Source organism: Paenibacillus sp. FSL R5-0923, assembly GCF_038009145.1.
Classification (GTDB): domain Bacteria; phylum Bacillota; class Bacilli; order Paenibacillales; family Paenibacillaceae; genus Paenibacillus_AQ.
On sequence record NZ_JBBPAT010000001.1, the window covers coordinates 1,885,834 to 1,909,733 of the forward strand.

At 46.9% G+C, this 23,900-nt stretch carries 12 protein-coding genes; 10 read left to right on the forward strand and 2 right to left on the reverse strand.

Annotated features, from left to right (window positions below):
• Window positions 1–111 precede the first annotated feature (111 nt).
• From pdxR to MKX35_RS08500, 5 genes are all read left to right on the forward strand, one after another.
• Window positions 112–1,617 (forward strand): MocR-like pyridoxine biosynthesis transcription factor PdxR, encoded by a 1,506-nt coding sequence (pdxR, locus tag MKX35_RS08480; RefSeq protein ID WP_076300329.1) that lies wholly within the window; start codon window positions 112–114, stop codon window positions 1,615–1,617.
• Between the two features lie 171 nt (window positions 1,618–1,788).
• On the forward strand, window positions 1,789–2,574 hold the full coding sequence (locus MKX35_RS08485) for a helix-turn-helix domain-containing protein (RefSeq protein WP_042191520.1): 786 nt from the start codon (window positions 1,789–1,791) through the stop codon (window positions 2,572–2,574).
• Window positions 2,575–3,121: 547 nt separating this feature from the next.
• Entirely contained in the window at window positions 3,122–3,865 is a 744-nt protein-coding gene (gpmA, locus tag MKX35_RS08490) for a 2,3-diphosphoglycerate-dependent phosphoglycerate mutase (RefSeq protein ID WP_042191518.1), read from the forward strand.
• A gap of 219 nt (window positions 3,866–4,084) precedes the next feature.
• Entirely contained in the window at window positions 4,085–5,080 is a 996-nt protein-coding gene (locus MKX35_RS08495) for an ABC transporter substrate-binding protein (protein WP_076285228.1), read from the forward strand.
• 665 nt (window positions 5,081–5,745) lie between these two features.
• Window positions 5,746–12,612 carry a glycoside hydrolase family 3 N-terminal domain-containing protein gene (locus MKX35_RS08500; RefSeq protein ID WP_341044038.1) on the forward strand — a complete coding sequence of 2,289 codons (6,867 nt, stop codon included), beginning with the start codon at window positions 5,746–5,748 and terminating at the stop codon, window positions 12,610–12,612.
• 73 nt (window positions 12,613–12,685) lie between these two features.
• Here MKX35_RS08500 and asd read toward each other — a convergent pair whose 3' ends face one another.
• Together asd and MKX35_RS08510 are read right to left on the reverse strand one after the other, a co-directional pair.
• Window positions 12,686–13,477: an archaetidylserine decarboxylase gene (gene asd / locus MKX35_RS08505; RefSeq protein ID WP_042191516.1), complete on the reverse strand. Its 792-nt coding sequence runs from the start codon at window positions 13,475–13,477 to the stop codon at window positions 12,686–12,688.
• An 86-nt stretch (window positions 13,478–13,563) separates the two neighbouring features.
• Complete coding sequence (locus MKX35_RS08510) at window positions 13,564–14,658, reverse strand: YheC/YheD family endospore coat-associated protein (protein WP_076285226.1); 1,095 nt, start codon at window positions 14,656–14,658, stop codon at window positions 13,564–13,566.
• Between the two features lie 239 nt (window positions 14,659–14,897).
• On the opposite strand from MKX35_RS08510, the gene MKX35_RS08515 reads away from it, so the two are divergent.
• The 5 genes from MKX35_RS08515 to MKX35_RS08535 all read left to right on the forward strand — a co-directional run bounded on the left by MKX35_RS08515 (window position 14,898) and on the right by MKX35_RS08535 (window position 23,846).
• The gene (locus MKX35_RS08515) at window positions 14,898–20,303 is read left to right on the forward strand and encodes a WIAG-tail domain (protein ID WP_341044040.1); all 5,406 of its coding nucleotides are present in this window, start codon (window positions 14,898–14,900) and stop codon (window positions 20,301–20,303) included.
• Between the two features lie 207 nt (window positions 20,304–20,510).
• Window positions 20,511–21,353, forward strand: coding sequence for a glycosyltransferase family 2 protein (locus MKX35_RS08520; protein ID WP_305953491.1), 843 nt, complete (start codon window positions 20,511–20,513; stop codon window positions 21,351–21,353).
• Complete coding sequence (locus tag MKX35_RS08525; RefSeq protein WP_143759550.1) at window positions 21,350–22,333, forward strand: glycosyltransferase family 2 protein; 984 nt, start codon at window positions 21,350–21,352, stop codon at window positions 22,331–22,333. The genes MKX35_RS08520 and MKX35_RS08525 overlap by 4 nt, the downstream gene beginning before the upstream one ends.
• Window positions 22,330–23,067 (forward strand): glycosyltransferase family 2 protein, encoded by a 738-nt coding sequence (locus MKX35_RS08530; protein WP_042191509.1) that lies wholly within the window; start codon window positions 22,330–22,332, stop codon window positions 23,065–23,067. Before MKX35_RS08525 ends, MKX35_RS08530 begins: the two co-directional genes overlap by 4 nt.
• A gap of 47 nt (window positions 23,068–23,114) precedes the next feature.
• The gene (locus tag MKX35_RS08535) at window positions 23,115–23,846 is read left to right on the forward strand and encodes a sugar phosphate nucleotidyltransferase (protein ID WP_042191506.1); all 732 of its coding nucleotides are present in this window, start codon (window positions 23,115–23,117) and stop codon (window positions 23,844–23,846) included.
• Window positions 23,847–23,900 lie beyond the last annotated feature (54 nt).

Sequence of the window (23,900 nt, forward strand, 5' to 3'; positions counted from 1 at the left end):
GCATTTGCTCCGATGTAGATGTTCTTTCAAGAATAGTAGAGTAGTTGACAATTAAAAAGGACCAATTAAGATAGTTTTTAATGGACCACTTGCTGGCCAAGGAGGGAAACAATGAATATTACGCTGGCATTCGATCAATATCTGGCGATACACCGCTACAAATATTTAGCGTTATATCATGCACTTCGCGCTGGAATATTGGAGGGAACTCTCCCGGGTGGCACTCAGCTGCCGTCTACACGAAGTCTGGCTATGCACTATGACTTGTCGCGCGGATCGGTCTCGCAGGTGTATGAAATGTTGCTCGCTGATGGTTATGTAAGGACGGTGACTGGACGGGGGACATTCGTATCAAAAGATAGCTTTGTTTCAGCTTCTGGAGATAATAAGCGTGAAAATGTTACTTTGGGTGAGGTGGCAGATGCTGCTGGGGGAGGCCCTGCATCTGAGAGAACGATCCCACTTTCGGCATGGGGAGAACGACTGCTCACGCGCCCGACACCCTTGTACGTGCAGCATAGCAAGAATGTTGTAAGCTTCCTTAGCGGCGGTATGCGGATGGAGCACTTTCCTTACGCCGAATGGCGCAGTGCGCTAACGTATGCTGGAGGGAAAGAAGGCGGTATGCTGCAAAGCACTTGTCCTCCCGAAGGAGATGAAGGGCTTCGCAAAGCTATCGCTGCGCATCTGCGGATTACCCGTGGGATTCGTGCGGATGTAGAGCATATCGTATTGTTTAGCGGTTCGATGCAAGGCATCGTTATTTTGACCCAGCTGCTGCTGGATGCAGGGAACGAAGCGGTTGTCGAGGATCCGGGTTTCCATGGGATTCGCCGAGCGGTAGAGATCAATGGGGGACGATTGCTGGTAGGAAAGCTGGATGATAGCGGTCTAATTCCGGAGGATTGGGATGCGCGTCTGTTGTTTGTTACACCAAGTCGCCAATTTCCTACAGGTGTGGTGCTCCCTTTGGAACGGAGGCGTATCTTGCTGGAATGGGCGCAGCGACATGAAGCGGTAATCATTGAAGATGATTATGACAGTGAGTTTCGGTGGTCAGGACGTCCAATCGAGCCATTAAAAGCGCTAGATCGCGGAGAACGGGTCGTGTATATTGGCTCCTTCTCAAACACGATGTTCTCTGGCCTTCGGCTTGGCTTTGCAGTGCTTCCACCCTCTCTGGTAAAACCGACGATCGCCGCCAAGGCGCTATATGAGCCTTTACCAGTCGGACTGCTGGAACAGCGGGCATTGGCACGGTTTATGAATACCGGCGGCTATGGCCGTCATCTGCGTCGGATGACCCGCATTTATGGTGAACGCGGTCGCATCCTTAGGGCAATGCTGTCAGAACAGCTTAATGAGCTGTTTGAGCTGCTGCCTGGAGATGCGGGGCTGCAAGTATATGCGCGGTGGCTACGCAGTAGAGAAGAGTTCGTGGCATTCCGGGCGGCAGCGCGCAGGCGCGGCACGGATTTCAGAGATGTGGCGTTATATCAAGTTTCGCCGGGGGAGCCAGCCGCATGTTTTGCTTTTGCCCATCTGAATGCTGTGGAGCTGGAGGAAGGAATAAAGCGCCTGCTTTTGGCGTGGGAAGATGTACAAACTGCAACATGACAAGGTATGATGGTGGGGATGGGAAGCAAAACGAAGTGAATGCTGACGATGCAAGTTTTGCGGAGTAACTCAAGTAGATTATGCTAACAAAACAATGTGAATGCTTACGAAGTGAGTTTTGCGGAGTAACTCAAGTAGATTATGCTAACAAAACTTTTAGGAGGGAACGTTATGCTGCACGCATCGCCATCCTCTTTTGTTATATTACCTGCCTTGGCGAAGATTGTGTGCGAACCAAGCTGGAAATGGCAAAAAAGAGAGAAGTCGCTGCAAAATTATGATTTATTCTATGTATGGAGCGGGGAAGGGACGGTTATTCGTAACGGGGAACCCTTCCAAGTGGGCAAGGGGAGCTGCTTCTTGTTCCGTCCGGGTGACCATACTAGCGCTACTCATAATCCGCAAAGACCACTTGTCCTTACATATATTCATTTTGATGTCACCGGAGAGGTGACGGATGTTCCGCTGCCCTATCGCGTACTTGCAGAAACCGTTGAATTTGAGCATCTGCTTGCTCGTTACGTCCGGCTGTTCCTAGTGGATACGTACGCGGCTGAGGAAGAAGGGCAGCTTGTTCTAAAGCAACTAATGATTCATCTGCTTAGGGAGGACCGAGTGAAGCCTGTAGAACGTTATGCTAGCAACCATTTAACAGAGATTATTCACGAAATAGCGAATTATGTGAGCCAACATCCCGGGATTTCGCATCGCGTAGAGGATCTTGCTGCACGTGCAGGGCTGTCGCCGCGGTATTTTTCAATTAAGTTTAAGGAGCTTACTGGCTCTTCCGTTCAATCTTATGTCATTCGAGCTCGGATTGAGCGTGCTCAGCATTTGCTGCTCTACGCTGGGATGAATGTTACTGAGGTAGCGGATGCACTTGGATACCGTGACATTTTCTTTTTCAGCCGCCAGTTCAAGCAGTATACCGGAAAAAGTCCATCTGAGATCCGCTGATTTGCATTCGTTGTTTCAGTTATTTCATCCAAGGGTAAATACTTTGCAGTTTAGTTTACAGAGAATTTACATAACTTCTTGGAAGGGGAGACGCATGGGATGATGATCAGACGCCGAATCTGCAACACCGATTGTAAAAGTGGAGGCGCAGGACTTTTTAGAAACCGTTTGAGAAGATTAAAACAATCGAGTGCTTTTGCCATAGATAGCTGGTTCTAAACTGAGCAGGTATACAATCGCTGGATATGACCAAAGACTTTAAATAACCGGGGCCAACAGGCTTCCGGTTTTTTTGAAATATAAGACATAAACGCTTACCGTCCTTATAAGGATGCCGCTAGGCATTTATGCTTGGCAAACTGAAGGATTTATCGTTCCTCTCGTTGTATTTGATACAATAGAATAAATCTCCTGTGAGGGTAATTTTGCATTCTGTTGCATATCTTACATTCAATTGCCCAAAAAACGCCCATACTAGAGATTATCACGGTGATCTATTGCATGATGTAACAGAGTTCCAGAGCATATAGGTGGGAGGAGAGATAAAATGTACGAAATCGTACTGATACGTCATGGTGAAAGCCAGTACAATGTGCAGAATTTGTTTACGGGTTGGAGTGATCCGGATTTAACCGAGAAGGGTATTCAAGAGGCTAAGGCTGCTGGCAAGCTTTTGAAGGATGAAGGGTATACATTTGATCTAGCTTTTGCATCGGTACTCAAACGATCGATCAAAACACTCAACTATGTTCTCGATGAAATGGATCTGCTGTGGATTCCTGTGCAAAAGTCCTGGAAGCTGAATGAACGGCATTATGGTGCACTTCAGGGACTTAGTAAAAGTGAAACGGCGATAAAATACGGTGAAGAACAATTGCATCTCTGGCGACGGAGTTTATCGGTTCGGCCTCCACTGCTTGAGCTTAATGATCCTCGGTATGCCAGAAATGATATTCGTTATAGCAGTATTCGTCCGGAGGATATTCCGCGAGGCGAGAGTCTGGAAGATACTGTTCATCGTGTGGGTGATTTCTGGAGAAACCGCATCGTTCCCCTTGTACGTAAAAAGGAACGGGTGCTCATTTCAGCCCATGGCAATACACTGCGAGCGTTGATCAAATTTATGGAAGATATTGATGAGGCAGCACTGCTGGAGCTCAATATTCCTACAGGAGTACCACTCGTGTACAAACTGGATGAGGACATTAATCCAATCAGCCGCTTTTATTTAGGAGATCCGGAACAGGTTGCGGCCAAGGCGCGTGATGTTGCTAAGCAAGGACATGTGTAATAGGCATAACAGATGTAAAGAGAGCATATAATGACTTGAAAAGATTAAGGGACAGCCATGGGGCTGTCCTTTTATTTTTAGTGTGGAGTAGGTGTCCAAAAGGTAAATGCAGTAGATGTTAATATATTCTCCATTGCCAATGATAGAATAATACTATATAGTTACATTGATAATGATTATCAATATCATCATATAATATGTCGATTGGAGTGAATTATTTTGTTTAAATCTCCAAAAACTTATCTATTGCTTGTGTTTACTTTGGTTATAACGTTACTGCTAGCAGCTTGCGGACAAGCAGTTGAGCATAACAACTCCTCAGTAGATGGGACAGAGAGTGCCGTATCTTCATCAAACACCAATGACTCATCCAGCGAAGTGGACATGGTTACATATCAAGCAAGTAACGGAGATATTCAAGTACCCAGACATCCGAAACGGATTGTCGATTTAACCTCCTTCGACACTGGATACTTCTTGGCGTTAGGTATCAAACCGGTTGGTGTTATGAATGGTGTCTTAAACAGTCCCTACTTTGAAGGAATGCTGGAAGGCGTTCAAGGACTTGGGGATGAACCATCTCTTGAACACATTTTAGAGCTGAACCCTGATCTTATTGTTGTATTCTCCGGAATGGAAGGACTCGACAAGCTGGCTGAAATAGCGCCAGTAGTAGCCATTCAATACGGTGCAAAAACTATCAGAGATCAAATGCTTGATTTCGGTACATTAACGGGGAAAGAAGCCGAAGCTAAAGCTTGGGTGGAACAATGGAACAAAAAAATCAAAGAATTGAAGCCTAAGGTGTTAGCAGCTGTAGGTGGCAAAACCGTTTCTATCCTGAATCCGTTTTCCGGTGGACTATTCGTATTCGGTCACAGCTACGGGCGCGGTGGAGAAATTATTTATAATGAATTTGGCCTGAAAGCACCTCCTGAAGCGCAGAAAGAAGCTATAGACAGCGGCACTGGTTGGGCAACAATCTCCCTTGAGAAGCTGCCTCAATTTGCTGGAGATATTGTATTCACATGCCCATGGGCTGGCGATACGAGCGATCCGAAAATCGTCTATGACAACCCCTTGTGGAAGCATCTTCCTGCCGTAAAAGCAGGCAACGTATTCCAACTGGACCCAACCGCTGATACATATAGTGATCCCGTTACGCTTGAAGCGCAGTTAAATTACATTACTGAGAGTCTTTTATCTGCAAAATAATTCTACTTCAACGAAAGTTCACGAACTTGCATTTGGTTTTTATAGCAGGGAGAATCGGCATTAAGCGATGCTGATTCTCCCTGCTATTTTTAATGTAGCTGTTTTATAATGGGCCCATCTTAACTTCGGTTTATAAGTTTAGCTATCGGCCGAGTGAGCCTTTTTAGTTATTTTGAAAAACTTGAATTCTGTGATACATGAGTATATTCAATAAATCTATGAGGATTTTCTATGTTAGGATGATATTTCTGATGATAGTATTCAATGTAAGTTTAAAAAGTAAAGGAGGAATTAATGAACATTTTCGCACGTTTTAATTTGTAAGTATGAGTTAGGAGAATTATGCAAAAAATCTAAACCGGTTTAGATTTAATCAGTAACACACTTGATGCTTGAATAAGCCTTACTCCACAGCGGCTAGCGCTCTTAGAGAATAACTCCTTCCTGAAAGTAAAATCATCCTATTGGTTTATGAAGCGAACGTTTATGCATTAGAAATTTTTAATTGAAATCTCGCTCTTTACGATGACCCATTATCCTAAGCTGTACCTTAATCGAAAGGAATGGTGATAAGTATGAGGAAAAATTGTAATCGCTTACTTAAAATATTATTCTGCTGCATTCTGATAACCTCAATCATAACGCCTAGTACCAGTTCTCCCGTTTTGGCTAAGGTTCTCCCGGGATTAGCGGATGTGTCCAGAGAAGTGGCCGCTGAAGGTATTGTGTTGCTGCAAAATCCGGAGTATAAACCAGCAGGATCACAAGTAAATGAGAATGAACAAGTGCTCCCTATCAAGATGAGTGAAAATGTATCGGTATTTGGCCGCATACAAGCGCATTATTACAAGTCAGGCACAGGATCTGGCGGTGCGGTAAGAGTAGATTATGTGAATGGGATTCTGGAAGGTCTTCGGAACAATCCCAGTCTCAAGTTAAATGAAGATCTGGCGAAGGTTTATGCCGACTGGATCAAAAAGAATCCTTTCAACAATGGCGGTGGTGGCTGGGCAGCAGAGCCGTGGTCACAGGCAGAAATGCCTTTAACCGATGAAATTGTGGATGCAGCAAAAGCAAAAACGGATACAGCTGTGGTCATCATCGGTAGAACAGCCGGTGAAGATAAGGATAATACGGACGTCAAGGGTGCCTATAAGCTGACAGACCTTGAAGTAGACATGCTCAACCGGGTCTATGCCAAATTCGACCGAGTGGCCATCGTATTGAACGTAGCCAACGTTATCGATATGTCATGGGCTAAAAACTATCCCAAAGCTGCTATTTTGTACACATGGCAAGGGGGGATGGAAGGCGGTAGCGCAGTAGCTGACGTACTGACCGGAGATGTTACGCCAAGCGGAAAATTGAGCGATACGATTGCAGCTACACTTGCTGACTATCCTTCTACTGCATATTTTGGCAGCAAAACTGAAAATTCTTATAGTGAGGATATTTATGTAGGCTACCGCTATTTTGAAACCTTTGCTCCGGATAAGGTGCTCTATCCATTTGGGTACGGACTGTCCTATACCAAATTCAAGATCACGACTGATAATGTCAACGCTGGTGAGAATGAGGTTGCAGTGACTGTAACTGTTCAGAATACAGGTAAGGTGGAAGGCAAAGAAGTTGTACAGATTTATTACGGTGCACCACAAGGTAAACTTGGCAAGCCTGCCAAGGAGCTTGCTGCTTTTGCTAAGACCCGGCTGTTACAGCCTGGGGAATCACAGTCGATCACCATCACGTATGACACCAAAGATATGGCCTCATATGATGACAGTGGAATTACAGGTCATGATTCATCTTATGTCCTAGAAGCTGGTGACTATAATATTTACGTAGGCAACAGTGTAAGTGACAGCGAAAAGCATGGAGTATACAGCCTTAATGCTTTGAAGGTTGTAGAAACCTTGCAGGAAGCGCTCGCGCCAACTAAGGAATTTGATCGTATCAAACCAGGACAACCGAATGAAAATGGTACTTTTACCACTGTCACTGAAAAGGTACCGACACGGACTACCGACTTGGATGAAAGAATCAAGCAAAATCTCCCTGCGTCCATTCCACAAACTGGGGACAAGGGTTATACCTTATTGGATGTATACAATCAGAAAGTGACTATGGATCAGTTCATTGCACAATTGTCCAACAACGATCTGGGGGCCATTATTTTAGGGGAAGGGATGTCCAGCCCCAAAGTTACTGCCGGAACCGCTGCGGCTTTTGGTGGTGTCACTAAAAATCTGCTGAAATTCGGACTCCCTATCGACAGTGCTGCCGACGGTCCTTCAGGAATCCGGATGGAGACCAATGCAGAGAAGGCAACCAGTATCCCGAACGGGACGATGCTTGCCTGTACGTGGAACACCGAGCTGAATGAAAGATTGTTCGATCTTCTCGGTAAAGAAATGCTGATTAACAATATCGATACGCTGCTTGGACCGGGAATCAATATCCACAGAAGTCCCCTGAACGGAAGAAACTTTGAGTATTTTTCAGAGGATCCGTTACTGACAGGCATCATGGCTGCTGCGCAGACAAGAGGTCTTCAGAAGAACGGTACATCGCCTACTATTAAGCATTTCGCAGCGAACAATCAGGAAACGGATAGACATCTTGTGAATGCACTTGTCTCTGAAAGAGCGCTTCGCGAGATTTATTTGAAAGGTTATGAAATGGCAGTAAAGAGTGGAAAGGCGCGTTCAGTGATGACGTCCTATGGTCCGGTAAACGGAACTTGGGCTTCCAGTAACTATGACCTGAATACGACCATCCTCCGTGGAGAGTGGGGCTTTGACGGGATTGTCATGACAGACTGGTGGGCGAAGATGAGTGAGGATCAGGGCTTCTATGCCACTACCAATCGTTATGATGAAACCAACGGCAAAGCCATGGTCCGTGCCCAAAATGACCTTTACATGGTAATTCCGAACGATTATGCAGAAACGCATAAGAATCGGAATAACAGTACCTTTAATACGATGACATCGCTTGCTAACGGCAGTCTGACCCTGGGAGAATTGCAGCGTTCTGCCAAGAATATCACGAGCTTTTTGATGAAATCTCCAGCCTTTGCAAGAACGGCAAAGATTGATTATGTGGTCAATTATACGCCGGGAAGAGATTGGTTCCGGGTGAATACGGACAAATCAGGAGATCCACAGCTCTCTGATATTACGGTTGGCGGCAAAAAGATCAAAATATTTAATCCATTGAAACTCGACTATAAAGCCTTTGGTGAAACGACTGAAACTAGCAGCTATCCTGAAGTCAAAGCTACGGCGATAGCTGGTGTAGACGTAAGTATACGACAAGCCGATAAAGATAGACCGGCTGCTGTAATTACTGCTTCGGCCGGAGGAGAGAAACGGATCTACAAGGTTATTTTCTCTTCGGAGGAAGGCTTGGAACCGATTTTTGAGAATCCGACCTATGCTTATTTAAAGCATATCTCTATTGATGGTAAGCCGCTTGAGGGGTTTGCACAGACTAGGTTCAGTTATGATGTAGGTCTCAGTAACGGGGCTACTTTACCTGAAGTTACGTTTGAAACGAATGATGGTGTAAAAGCAACGGCCAACGTAGATCTCATCAATAAAAGAGTGACGATCAAATGTATCAGCTCCGATCAGGCGAATTCCTATGTGATACAGTTTGGTACGACACCACAGAGCGATGAGTTCGATAGTACAAATCTAAGCAACTTCTGGACGATTAATAAAGAGACTGCTACCAATACAGAAAACAACAAAAACTGGTCTTTGAGCACTGCTCTCGGCAATTTGAGAATCATCGCTGAAAGAGGCGACTTCTGGAGTGATCATGCAGATTTGAAGAACTATTTCCAGCAGGAGGCCTTCGGCAACTGGGAAGCAACAGTGAAAATTAATATGAGCAAAGCGCCAAATCAAAATTATAACGGCGTCGGCATCACGGCTTCACAGGATAACAATAACTATATCTGGGTGAAGTATGAATACAGTAGCGGCAAGATCATCGGTATGACCAAAGAAACCGGAGGTACGGAGCCTGTTACCATCGGACAACTGTCTGCCAGTCAGCTCACCAGTATTTTTGGAGAAAAGAAAGAGCTGTATTTACGTTTGAAAAAAATAGGCAACAGCTATTCCGGTTATGTCAGCGCTGACGGCAAGGAATATATTTCACTTGGCAGTACAACTGCGAATTATGCCAATCCGAAGTTTGGATTACTTGCATCTAATGGAAGTCAGAATCTTACAGATCCATTTGTTGTTGATTTTGATTATGTCAGAATCAACAGTGATGTAGCTTTGGCAGTAAAGAAGATTGGGAAAAATACTAAATTGAAGGTAGCTGAGACGGAATTTGCCTCCATTACTCCGATAATCACGCCAGTAAGCAGTAATGACGTAGACGGTGGATTATGCTACACCAACACAAGTAAGGGAGAAGCCATCTCCTATAAGGTAAATGTAGAGAAAGAAGGCATGTACAAAGTCACATCACGAATTCGCTCTAGCCAATCGGATGTCGCCCAAATGTCCTTTGGCATCTATGATGGCGATAAGCTACTGGGTACCTTCGACCTCACCACGACTAAAGGGGTATGGAAAACCTTTAGAATTCCTGATATTCAGCTGTCGGCGGGCGAGCATACCCTTAGAATTGTATTTGAGAGTGCTGGTATTGACCTGAACTGGCTAACCTTCCAGCTGAAGCAGGACAATGTAGACACATCGGCGTTAGATGCGGATATCAAGGCTGCTCAAAATATCGATATGAATGCATACACAGCTTACAAAAAGCTCAAATTCAACGCTGTGCTGGATGAGGTTAAGGCTGTTCTTGCTGAGCCGATTAACGACGAGGTTGTTGCAGAAGCCATAGCTTCCTTGAAAGCGGCTATAACAGATTTGAGCATATCGTCTATGCCAATCAATATTGCTCCGAGAGAAACGCTGAAAGTAGAGAACGGTATTAGAATCTATCCTTATAATGCACCATGGATTTATGCAACGAATACCCAGTTCAGATTCGAAAGTGGTACGGATGCCATGAGTTATGTCAATTCTAATGACCTTGTTTATTTCGGTCAGGTTGACTTAACTAATCTTGTGGAAGTAAGAGTGCAGTATGCCCGTGAAGGCGGATCGTCTCCATCTTTTAAATTCTATACAGAGGCTGACAATACGGGTAAACCAGTTAAAAGAGCTACTACACAAGGAAGAGCATACGCTGATGCTTACAGCGGCGGAGGTTCTTTTGAACTTGGTAATGAATTTGCAAGCATTAGTTTTGCTCAGAAAGCAGGCGCTGCTTGGGGGAATTATGGAATGGCAAGCACTAAACAAACGCCTGGAAATTCTTACATTGATCATTATTTGACAGCGGAAACCTTCCTAGACAGAACCAAAGTGACTGGAAAACAAAATGTGTATATGATTTTTAACGGATTAAATGCAAATTTACAATATGTTGAACTCATTTATGCTGATCCGATTGAAGTCACCTTCGATCAGAATTATCTGGACTCACCGGCTCCTACCAAAGTAACCGCATTTAAAGGTGAAGCATTAAGCACCTTACCTCGGGTACCGGAACGTGAAGGCTACATTTTTGCTGGCTGGTTTGATAATAAAGAAGGGACTGGTAATGCATTAACCGTAGAAACGGTAATGAACATAAGCACGGTGTATTATGCCAAATGGACAGAAGATACCCATGCTAAAGAAATTATATCGATTGTTCAGCCGCAACTGCTGAGTGTGCCGTTCGGAACTGCTGCAGGAGAATTGAATTTACCAGCTACAGTGGAAGCTACATTGGGCAACAAAAGGGTAATTCACTTGCCTGTACAATGGGATAGTAAAGATTTCAACGGTGGAAAAGCGGGGAGTTATACGCTGGCAGGTAGCTTTGAGCTTCCTGAGGGGGTATTGAATAGTACCCATCAAACTGTTTCTATTACAGTGGTTGTACTGCCAGAAGGCACTAAACCTATCCAGATTACTAAAGTTGAGAAGCTGGAGGGCAAAAATGTTGAATTTGGCACCGCTTTTGATAAGTTGGAATTGCCGTCTTCAGCTACAGTAACGCTTGATACCTATGAGCAGAAGGAACTTGTTGTTAAATGGAGCCCTGCTGGTTATAACGGCAATGTGGAAGGATCATACGTGCTGAGCGGTACTATGGTATTAGAAGAAGGAATGATCAACCCTAATGATCTGAAAGCTTCCATCACCATTCAGGTAATGCCCGAAGTGATTCGTGTCGCTGAGATTGTCACAGTGCAGGATTTGGAAAGTAAGAGCGTTCCATTCGGCACTCCATTTAATGGATTGAAGCTACCATCATCGGTCATAGCTACTTTGAACAACGGTGAGACAAAGGCGATATCCATCGATTGGAATAGTGAAGGTTACAATAGCGATAAGCAAGGAGCTTATATCCTGAAAGGAGCGCTAGTACCTCTGGAAGGTGTCAGCAATCCCAAAGACCTGAAGGCATCCATTACGATCGAAGTACTGCCGGAGGTCATTACGATACCGGAAATCACGGCAGTGCAAGCACTAGCAAGTAAAAGTGTTGCTTATGGTACCAGTTTTGGCGCACTGGAGCTACCAGCTTCAGTATCAGTAACCCTGAATACCGGGATGAATAAGGTCGTTTCTGTTCAGTGGAACAAGGAAGGCTATAACGGTAATACGGAAGGAACGTACACCATCAAGGGGGATCTTGTCTTCCCTGAGGGTATAGCTAATCCACTTGGCCTGAAGGTACAGATCTCTGTGATCGTTAAACCTTACAGCGGTGGAGCTGGTGGTCAACCAAGTACACCAACACCGACTACCCCAGCGGAACCTTCAGTACCATCGATTCCTGGAGAAGTCGTAAAACCTGGAGAACAGCAGCCTCAGTCTCCGATAACAGATGGAAAAACGAAGACACCGGAGCTAATCAGACAAGAGCTTAAGAATAAGTTTAAAGATGCTACTCTAATTCCTAGCTGGGCAGAATCTGCGATTGCAGCGCTGGTGGAGAGAAATATTATCGGCGGACGCACAGACGGAAGCTTTGATCCAAGTGGGAAGGTAAACCGTGCCGAGTTTGTTGCCATGGTAGTAAAAAGCTTCAACTTCAGCATGGGCGAGAATCAAAAGCAGTTTACTGACGTTCTGAAAGATGCTTGGTATAAAAACTATGTTGAGATTGGGACTTCTAATCAACTGATCAATGGTATCGGTAATGGCATGTTTGCTCCTAATAGCAGCATTAGCCGTCAGGACCTGTGTGTAATTCTATTCAATGCATTGAAGAGACTGAATGTTGAATTGCCGCAAGCGACTAACCATGACTTCCCAGATGATGCTTCTATTGCGGGTTATGCTAAAGAAGCGGTCTATGCCTTCAAAGATCTTGGTATTGTAAATGGAGGCAGCGGTGGAAAAATGGATCCGACAGCTTCGGCCTCAAGAGCTGAAGCAGCTGTGATCATCAACAATGTACTGGATTACTATGCTAGCGTAACAAGCTCTAAAGTGAAATAAACAAAACAAGGGTATCCCGGCGCCGATTTTCAATCGGTTAAGGATACCCTTATTTTGTTATATCGTAGCTTTACTAAAGCGGCCGATGTAGCGTCCCCAGCAATTCCCCCATCTTTACCTTCGTGTTGACCTCAAGCTTGGGTCTCGGGGTAAAAGTACCGCTCTCCATAAGCAGTACTACAGTGGAGCCGAACTCGAAATAGGCTAGATCATCGCCGATTTGCCACTCGGTAGCGTTAGCATCCGTATACCCGATGCTGCTGACGTTCATCGCGCCTACCTTTACTACTGCGGTTTCTCCGTAGTCTCCGGCGATATACGTGATAAGACGTTCATTGCGATTCAGTACGCCCTTCATATGCCGCATGCCGAAATCGTTGACAGGATAGGCTCGTCCACGAATATGATCACTCTCAACCTTATGTCCAGTAAGGGGAGAGTGAATCCGGTGATAATCCGTAGGACTTAGATAAAGGACGAAGAAAAATCCTCTCTTGTATAGCTCCAGATGCGGAGAATGATTTAGTAGATCCTCGATCTTATAATCCTGCCCTTTTACATTCATAATCGTACCAGAGGAAATGTCACCCATAGCAGTAATCATTGCATCTACGGGACTAACTAAAGCGTCAGCATCGGTTGCAATAGGCCGCATGCCAGGCTTCAGCCGGCGGCTGAAAAACTCATTAAGAGTGAGATATTCTCCAGGATTCTTCTCCGCTTGGGCGGAGGGGATTTGATAAGTCTTAATAAATACCGGGATTAGAAAACGGCTGAGTCTACTATGAGAAAAAGACCCCATTAACCGTGAAAGCCATCGGTGCGAGGATAGCTCGGTCATTAGCCGCAGCAATTGTTTTACCATGCCCATCTCCCTTCCATAATACAGCAGTACGGTCGTATGTGGCCGCCTTCTGCTCTGCATTATATTGACATAGAATAGGAGACAAATCAATAACTGTTATATATGAGGCTGTTCTTTTCTAGTAAAAAACGTGCGTATCCCATAGGTCTTCGGTAACTCTCCTTCCAAATCTCCGTAAGGCCGGCTTTGTGAAATCCATAGCGTTGGTCGCGGCCATTGCACTCTATGAAGAAGATGCGACCATCCTTTGTAATGCCTATATCCAGTCCGATATCGGCCAGCCCTGGAAGGTCTTGTTCGAGACAACGAGCTATAACAAGGCTAAGTGTTTCGACAGCCATACGGATATGGGCCGCTATTCCTCTAGAGAAGGCTTTTTCCAGCGCAAAGGAAGAGCTTAACGCTTCTCCTCCACGGGCTATATTAGAGACAAACCCCCCAGGGGGTGCTAGTTTAGCAAAGAGACCGGTAACCTGCCAATCGCCTCCCCAGCCGCGTTGAACGGTGACGCGTAAATCAAAGGGACGTCCTCCAATCTCAGCAAGGGGAATACGCTCCTGCACGAGATAAGGGACAGAGGCAAGGCGTGCCCGGAGCATTTTTGGCAGCGCCCCCTGATATACAGGAGTGCTTATCCAGCGCCGCATGGAGGGGGAGAGATAATTTAAGCTCCAGCGCTGAGGCCCTTTACGAACCAGTCGCATGACCCCATTCCCAATGCTTCCACGGCAAGGTTTAAGAATAAGATCGGGGTAACGATTCATCATTTGTTTGAGTCCAGATACGCCAGTTGTTGCTGGTAAAACCTCACGCAGCTCTTCATGCTGCTCAAGCAGTTCATGGATCTCATCCTTGCCGTATCGATTGCAAGTATTGTACACCAAAGGATGGTGCCGTAGCAGACGTTGCATTCCTGGGCTATTCTGGCTGTATATGGCCCGGTTATGGATGACAGTTGGCGTAGAAACTACTACGCTTTTATATCCATGAGATCCCTTTATATAGGCGGCGCTGAAGCCTGAGTCTGTATCGATGTCCGCGAGCTTCAGAAAGCAGGGAACTAGGCCGTATGCAGCGGCCGCCTCTTCATAGTTGGATAGAGACTCCTGTCCTGTTTTTAGCCGGGGAACGCCCCGGTGCATATCGGCATTTAGTAGTATTCCAACGAGCTTATGCCCCATGTTTGTTCCTCCTGTTTCTTCGGTCACGTGATTCCCGCTTTTACTACTCTTGTCATTGTATGTTTGTACCCGCATGTCAGGGTGGACGAATGCGCGGCGGCAGAAGCCTTTTTTTAAATATAAGAAAGTATAAATTTCATCAGAATCTTATTAAGGGCTTATCGCAAAAGGGTGTCATCAGCCCATACCGCTGCATATGATGCCTAGGAGAAACAATAGATGGAAGGAGGAGACTGCTTGTGAGGGGTTCCAAAAAAAAGCAGCCGCGCAGTCCACAAAAACGACTCTACTATGTAGATAATCCCAATATAAAGGAACTGAGCATGCTGGAAAGCAAAGGCAGTTCTAAGGATTCGGGGAGCAGCAATGACGGAGTCAGTAAAGCAGAGCTCGCTGATGTTCAGGTAAGTGGAGGAGCAATCGCTGAAGTCGTTCAAGAGGAATCAATTTCCGTACCAGTTCTGCAACCAGAGCCAGAGCCTATAGTGGAAGAGCAGCTTCAGAAACAGGCGGATAATCTTCCTGAGACGATTTGGTTCGCTCCTGAAAAAGAGCGGTTCCAGCCCGTTTATACAGATGATCTATCGGATGCAGCAGTTACAGGAGCTAAAATCGCTCCACGTACCATTGACGGTTCTAAGCTGAAGTTCGGCATTATTGGTACACCATGGTTGCAAGATTACGCTGTACAGAGCATCAATATCGCGGACAAGGCAGTTACTTCTTCGAAAATCGCGCCTGAATCCATTGTGGGTGAACATTTAGCTGAAGGAAGCGTAAGTGGCGGTAAACTGCTGGATCATTCCATCAGTGGAGAGAAGCTGAAGAACGGTAGTATTAGTCCAGAGAAGCTGGCTGATCGGATTATCGGCGGCGGTCAAATTGCGGATAAATCAATTGAGAGCCGTCATTTGAGCGATCTGATTATTACGGCTGATCTACTGGAAGATGGAGCGGTTACTGGTGAGAAAATAGGAAGCAGCAGCATCACAGGCCGCCACATCGCAAACGGGAGTATTGACCGTTCCAAGCTAGCTGATGCAGCGGTATCTGGCGATATAATAGCCGATGGTGAAATCAGCAGCTCCAAACTGGCTGATGCTGTGATTGAGGGTCGCCATCTTAGCGATGCTTTGATAACCGCTAGACATTTGGCTCCGGGAGCGATCGGACCAGGGCAGCTTGCCAGCAAGCTGATCGGCAAGGAGCAGCTCCAGTCGGGTGTAATCGAAGGCGCACATGTAGCGGATGGTGCTATTGGTTCCAAGCAGCTAGGTGCAGAAGTAGTGAGAAGCATCCATCTAAGTGCAGAAAGCGTACACGGTTCCCATATCAGCGACGGGGAAATAACGAGTCGCCATCTAGCTGACCGAAGTATCTCCTTTTTAAAGCTAACAGAGGGTGCGGTAGGTACTGCACAGCTGGTTGAGCAAGCGGTCACCTCATCGAAAATCGCTGATCAAAGCATACTCGCACATAAGCTAGCAGATGAAGCTGTAACCACCAGACATATTGCCAAATCCGCCATACGCGGACCGCAAATTGCTATGCAAGCTGTTTCCTCTAATCATCTGGAACGTGAGGCTGTGAACCACTCCCATTTAGCTTCGGAAGCGGTAGGCTCGGAGCAGCTTATGGATGAAGCTGTTCATACGGAACATCTATCCTCTGGTGCTGTTACTGGAGAAAAGCTGGCCTCAGAGTCTGTGGGTGCGGAGCACCTGCGTCCACAGAGCGTTACTTCCGCCAAGTTAGCGGACGGAGTGGTGAGCTCGGCTAAACTAGCAGCAGGATCGGTCATTGGAAGTACGATTGCTCGTGAAGTGGTAAGTGGTGAGCATATCGCTTTTTGTGCAGTGGAGGAGAAACATCTAGCAGATGCCAGCGTGAGCGGTCGTGCCTTGCAGGATGCTGTAGTGGATAAAGATCATCTTGCCACTGGAGCTGTGGAACGGAGACATCTCGGAGAAAATAGTGTGACTACTGCTGCGATTCAGTCCGGCTCGGTTTCGGGAGATAAGCTGGCTTCTGCTTCGGTGAGAGAGATTCATTTGGCCGCTGGGGCAGTGCAGCCACATCATCTGGCAGATCATGTGGTGACATCGTTAAAGCTGTCCCCGGAAAGTGTATCGACGGATAAGATTAGTGATTTATCGGTCACATCGGCTAAGCTTGCTGATGGAAGTGTGGATTCCAGTAAATTAGCAGTGTCGGCAGTTCAGGCAGAGCATTTATCTGTGAATGCAGTTCATTCAAAATCCATTAGCGATAGTGCGGTTCAGAGCAGACATATGAATCCGGGAAGTATCGGCGGGGCGCATATCCGGCCGTTGTCCATCGGAAATGGTCATATCATTCCTAATTCCATCTCTTCGATTCAAATACAGGAGGGCAGCATTAGCGGGTCTAAGCTGGCCAAAGGGGCTGTGGATTCCCAGCATCTTTCACCGGGCAGTGTAGACGGCAGCCATCTATGTATGGATACGATTGAAGGACGTCATATCGGGCATGGTGAGATCAAGCTGGCTCATCTAGCCGAAGATGCACGTAGTTCCGACTTGCTGCCAGAAGGCAGTGTTACCGGAGAGAAGCTCGCAGAAGAATCCGTAGATTCTATTCATCTAGTACCCGCAAGTGTAGACGGAAGTCATCTGAGGCTGGGTGCAGTAGAAGGTCGTCACATTCAGCATGGTGAAATCACACTGGCTCATTTGGCAGAAGAAACGTTTAGCTCTGAGCTACTGCCTAACGGTAGTATTACCGGCGAGAAGCTCGCTGAGGAATCCGTAGGTTCTATTCATCTCATGGCCGGAAGCGTAGATGGCAGTCATCTGAGCTCGGATACAGTGAAGGGACGTCATATTGGGCACAGTGAAATCACCTTAGCTCATCTAGCCAAAGATGCACGTAGCGCAGACTTGCTCCCAGATGGCAGTATTACCCGAGAAAAGCTGGCGGAAGAATCTGTGAACTCAAATCATCTTATACCTGGAAGTGTGAATGGCAGCCATCTGAGCCCGGATACAGTAGAAGGCCGCCATATCGGGTACGGTGAAATCACCTTAGCTCATCTAGCCAAAGATGCACGTAGCGCAGACTTGCTTCCAGATGGCAGTATTACCAGAGAAAAGCTGGCGAGAGAATCTGTAAATTCAAATCATTTAATACCTGGAAGTGTGGATGGCAGTCATCTGAGTCCGGATGCAGTGGAAGGCCGTCATATCCGAAATGGTGAGATTACGTTAGATCATTTGGCAAAAGAAACGCGCAGCTCTGAATTGTTACCCGACGGTAGTATCACCAGTGAGAAGCTGGCAGTAGAATCCGTAGATTCAAATCATCTAATACCAGGAAGTGTAGATGGCAGTCATTTGAGTCCGGACGCAGTGGAAGGCCGTCATATCCGAAATGGTGAGATTACGTTAGCTCATTTGGCAAAAGAAACACGTAGCTCTGAATTGCTGCCGGACGGTAGCATTACCGGTGAGAAGCTGGCAGTAGAATCCGTAGATTCAAATCATCTAATACCAGGAAGTGTAGATGGCAGTCATTTGAGTCCAGACGCAGTGGAAGGCCGTCATATCCGAAATGGTGAGATTACGTTAGCTCATTTGGCAAAAGAAACACGTAGCTCTGAATTGCTGCCGGACGGTAGCATTACCGGTGAGAAGCTGGCAGAAGAATCCGTTAGTTCTATTCATCTTGAACCTGGAAGTGTAGGGAGTAGTCATCTGAGTTCGGGTGCAGTAGAAGGCCATCATATCGGGTATGGTGAGATTACAATGGCTCATCTAGCACCAGAGACACGCAGCTCAGAATTACTGCCGGACGGCAGCATTACCGGAGAGAAGCTGGCAGAAGAATCCGTAGATTCAAACCATCTGGCACCAGGAAGTGTAGATGGCAGTCATTTGAGCTCAGGTGCAGTAGAACGACGTCATATCGGGTACGGTGAGATTACCCTGGCTCATCTAGCACCAGAAACACGCAGCTCCGATTTCCTGCCGGATGGTAGCATTACCGGTGAGAAGCTAGCAGAAGAATCCGTAGATTCAAACCATCTGGCACCAGGAAGTGTAGATGGCAGTCATTTGAGCTCAGGTGCAGTAGAACGACGTCATATCGGGTACGGTGAGATTACCCTGGCTCATCTAGCACCAGAAACACGCAGCTCCGATTTCCTGCCAGATGGTAGCATTACGGGTGAGAAGCTGGCAGAAGAATCCGTAGATTCAGTTCATCTTGTACCAGAAAGTGTGGATGGTAGTCATCTGAGCCCGGGTACAGTAGAAGGACGTCATATCGCATACGGTGAAATCACCCTAGCTCATCTGTCAGAAGAGGTTCGTAGTTCTGATCTGCTGCCGGACGGCAGCCTTACCGGAGAGAAGTTGGCAAAAGCATCCGTAGATTCAAATCATCTTGTGCCTGGAAGTGTAAATGGAAGTCACCTGAGTCCAAGTACAGTAAAAGGCCGTCATATCCGGCACGGAGAGATTACTCTGGCTCATCTGTCAGAAGAGGTTCGTAGTTCTGATCTGCTGCCAGATGGTAGCATTCCTGGTAAGAAGCTGGAGGGTGGATCCATTCATGCTTTCCATCTGGCCCCAGGCAGCGTGTATGGGGGGCATTTAGCGGGGGATACGATAGATAGCCGTCATCTGCGATCTGGGTGTATCACCTTGAAGCATCTGTCAGAAGAGGTGCACAGCTCCGATCTGTTGCCGGATGGCAGCATAACAGGTGGAAAGATTGAAGGCGGAACTATCCAATCATTCCATTTGGCCCCAGGTAGCGTCTTTGGTGGGCATTTGGTAGAGGAAGCGGTGGATGGTCATCACATTCGATCAGACAGCATCACCTTGAAGCATTTGTCAGAAGAGGTCCGCAGTTCCGATCTATTGCCGCAAGGCAGTATTACTGAAGAAAAGTTAGCCGAAGGCTCAGTGAATGCTTTACATTTGCAGTCGTGGAGTGTGTACGGAGAGCATCTGGCTGACAAAATCGTAGAGGATCGGCACTTGCAGCCTGGTATCATCAAATTGGAGCATCTCGCAGATGAAACTCGCACCTCAGCGCTGCTTCCGGATGCAAGCATCGATGGAGCCAAGCTGAAGGCAGACAGTATTGATTCCGTTCATCTGATTGAGGGTAGTGTAGGCACGAAAGAGCTTCAGGACGAAGCGGTGGTTGCTTCGAAGATCTCTTCATTTTCTATTCAAGCGCGTCATCTAGAGGAAGAGAGCGTTCAAGATTATCATATTGCCCCCGGCGCAGTAAATGGGTTCCATTTGGCACCGAGTTCTGTAAATGCTGAGCATCTATCCTTCAGTCCGATTCAGACTGCAGGTAAGCGAGAAGCGCTTCAGCAGTTTGGAATGACAGCATTCATGTTCAATGGGGATGCTGAGAGTGTGGAAGTGACCGTATCGTTCGATGAGAACTTTGGTCATACCGGTTATGTGCTCGTCGCCATGACGAATCAACCTTACTTCTATGCTTCCTTAAAGAGCAGAGCCAATGGAGATGCAGTGATACAAGTGGTGCGACTGCGCGAAACTCCGCATTTCTATGGGGTCATCTCTTGGATTGCTATCGGCGCTCCATTAGCCAGACCGGCAGTGGATGATCGTGTGTTTGATTAATTCGCAATGATGATGTACAAAATGCTAAGCGCAGCCGATGGCTGCGCTTTTTGTTGTGTTGTCCTCCTAGCAATTAAGAGGGTGAGTACATTTGTCCTGTTTTCCACATGACAGGAGACAAAGGCCGTTACCCTGTTCGGCGTAGTACATAAACTGTGATGTAACCCTCAGCCTGACGAATAGGCTCTGTAAGGAAGGTGGATGAGCATGAAGCCCAAACGTACTTCTGCCCGCCGCACGGGACGGCGGGTCTCTCGGATCAAACGGCGGACTTCACGCCCAGTGCGGCAAGTCGCCGCAATCCCTATCGTTAACCATCCAAATCCCTATGTTTCTGTTATTATTCCTGCCATGAACGAAGCGAAGACCATTGCGGGAGTGATATCCGGAGCTAGAAGGGTCCATCCGCGCTGCGAGGTTATTGTAATCGTCAACGGATCAGCCGATCAAACGGCAGAAATTGCCCTTTCGCTTGGTGCGCATGTTATTTCCTATGAGTTGCCGCTGGGACACGACGCTGGTCGCAGTGTCGGAGCAGAGGTAGCTAAGGGAGAGGTTCTCTTGTTTACCGATGGAGATTTAGTGATTCCTGCCTCGGGGCTACGTCCTTTCGTCACCGCCATTAGTGGTGGCGCAGACATAGCGCTTAATGATTATTCCGGACCGGTACGGAGACTTTCGCCCCATCCGGTGGTGCTGTCCAAACATGCACTTAATATTTTGCTTGGCCGTCCGGATCTAAAAGGATGTTCGATGACGGCGGTTCCGCACGCAATCAGCCGAAGAGCGCTTGAAATCTTAGGGAGTCAATCATTATCTCGTCCCCCTCTGGCACATGCTCAGGCAGTTCTGAGTGGTTTACGTGTGGTAGCTGCTCACAAAGTGCATGTAGGGAAACTGAATGCGGTCAGACGTAAGGAAGATGGCACAGATCCTTTGCAGCAGTTGATTACAGCAGATCATATGGAGGCTGTATCCCTCTTGCTTGAACACCGGGGAAACAGGGCGGGGTTCAGCGACGGAACCCGGCGCAGAGAGATGGTGAGATGATGGTTGCTCTGTTACAAGTATCTGGTAGCTCTGCCGTTCGACGAGGAACAGCAACTCGTACGGTAAAGAAAAGTTCAGCATCTAGTCAGGCCAAAACAACACTGGCACCCCGCCAAAGGGTAGCGAATCGTTCGGTAAAAAGAGGCACCCCTACCGCTCGGCCACCGATTCTGTCTCGGCAATCCAAGGTAGGTCGCGAGGTGCTGAATTTACCGAGCTTACGTGGGACCTTGTCAGTTATTATCTCCGCGCGTAACGAGGAGCAGACCTTGGGACGTCTGCTGCAACAGGTATCGCGGCTGGGACCTACTGAAATTATCGTCGTGCTTAACGGTTGCAGCGATAGCAGCTTTCCCATTTCCAGACAACATCGTCAAGCTATAGTTGTGCATTGTCCGGAGTTAGTTGGACATGATGTAGGGCGGGCTATTGGTGCGAAGCTGAGTCGAGGAGATATTCTGCTCTTCCTGGACGGAGATATGGTTATCCCTGCATCTCAGCTCGGATTATTCACAGCTGCTGTAGATGGTGGAATTGACGTGGCTCTTAATGATTTGGATCCACTGATGCCTTCTTTTGGATTATGCGATGATGTTACTCGCAGCAAGCTGTTTCTGAATTATGCTCTTGGACGGTACGATCTCGGAGTTAGCTCTATGACGGCTGTTCCTCACGCGCTTTCACGGAGAGCACTTGAGACTATAGGCTACCGTGAATTAATAGTTCCTCCTAAAGCCCAAGCTCGTTCTGTATTAGAGAAGCTAAGGGTGGAGAAAGTTGGAACGGTGAATGTGATTAAGCATAATCGGCTGCGTCAAGCGAACATAGGCGCTGGAAATGCTGTGGAGAAACTGATCATAGGGGATCACGCAGAGGCTCTCCTTGAGGTGCTTTCCCGTCGAGATGATGGGGGCCTACTTAATAGCGAAACGCAGCGTGAATACCGCAGACAAGTAGCCGCTTGGAGGAACCGGATATGACGATGACTAGTATTATTATTCCGACCTACAACGCGTTGCCACTGCTGCGGTCCTGTGTGGAATCGATACGTGCTTATACTCCACTGCCTTACGAGATCATCGTTGTAGATAATGCTTCATCAGATGGAACGGATGCCTATTGCCGCGCGAATCGTATAACGTTTATTTCATTGCCTGAGAATCGAGGCTTTCCATCCGCCTGCAATTTGGGTCTACTGCTAGCATCAGGGGATGAATTGTTACTGCTGAATAATGATGTGGTGGTTTCCCATAGATGGTTAACTAATCTGAAGAGATCGCTATATAGTGCTCCTGAAGTTGGTATTGTTGGGCCAGTGACAAACTATGCGAGTGGACGTCAACAGGTGAAGACTGATTATGAAAGTCTGTTAGATTTTCATAAGGCTGCAGAGATAACTAACCGTTCCAATCCTCAAAAATGGTTGGAGACTAAACGTTTGGTAGGATTATGTTTTTTATTCAAAAGAGAGCTACTTACTTCCGTAGGTCTGTTGGATGAGAGATACTCACCTGGACATTACGAGGATGATGACTATTGTTATCGCGCCAGGCTAAAGGGATACCGATTGCTCATCGCAGGGGATTGCCTTGTACACCATGAAGGAAGTGCGAGCTTCAAGCAGGTATACCACACCGGGCTACAGGAGCTGGTGGAACGAAATCGTAAGCTCTTTATGAACAAATGGAATGTGGATCCAACGAGTTTCATATAAAGTGCAGATCCGAAGGCAAAGGACTTAGATAAAGAGGAGGAAAGTAAGTGAAAGGAGTCATACTGGCGGGCGGAACAGGATCCAGACTTCAACCGCTGACCCGGCTTATGAACAAACATTTGCTTCCGGTCGGCAAATATCCTATGGTCTGTTACGGCATAGATCGGCTTCGCCGGGGAGGGATTACCGACATTCTTCTGGTCATCAGCAAGCAATCTGCTGGTCTGTATACGGATTTTTTAGGCAGCGGTGCAGCATTTGGTGTATCTCTGACTTATAAGATTCAGGAAGCTGCTGGAGGCATTGCAGAGGCTCTCGATTTAGCAGAAGGATTCATTTTCCCTGGGGAACGGTTTGTCGTATTGCTTGGTGATAATCTGTTTATGGATGATCTGACGCCTTACGTGGAGAGCTATCTCCGGCAGCCTGAAGGTACAGCCAAGGTATTGCTGAAGCCGGTGGACGACGCACGTAGATACGGTGTTCCCGTGTTCGATAGTCAAGATTCTGCATGGATTGCTTATATCGAAGAGAAACCTGAGCATCCCAAGACCAAATTTTGCGTAACAGGTATTTATATGTACGATGAAGCTGTGTTTGACATCATCCGCCAAGTATCCCCTTCCAAGAGGGGGGAGCTGGAGATTACCGATGTAAATAATATATATGCTGCTAACCGCAGGCTCAGCTATGATGTTCTCAAGGATTGGTGGAGCGATGCGGGGACGTTCCAGTCTCTGCGGGAGGCGGGAGAGAAGCTGAAGGATGCACTGCCATAAGTGGCAGCGGTAACGTGGAGTGGCCGGCCTTGGTAGGGCACTCCTTTTTTATAA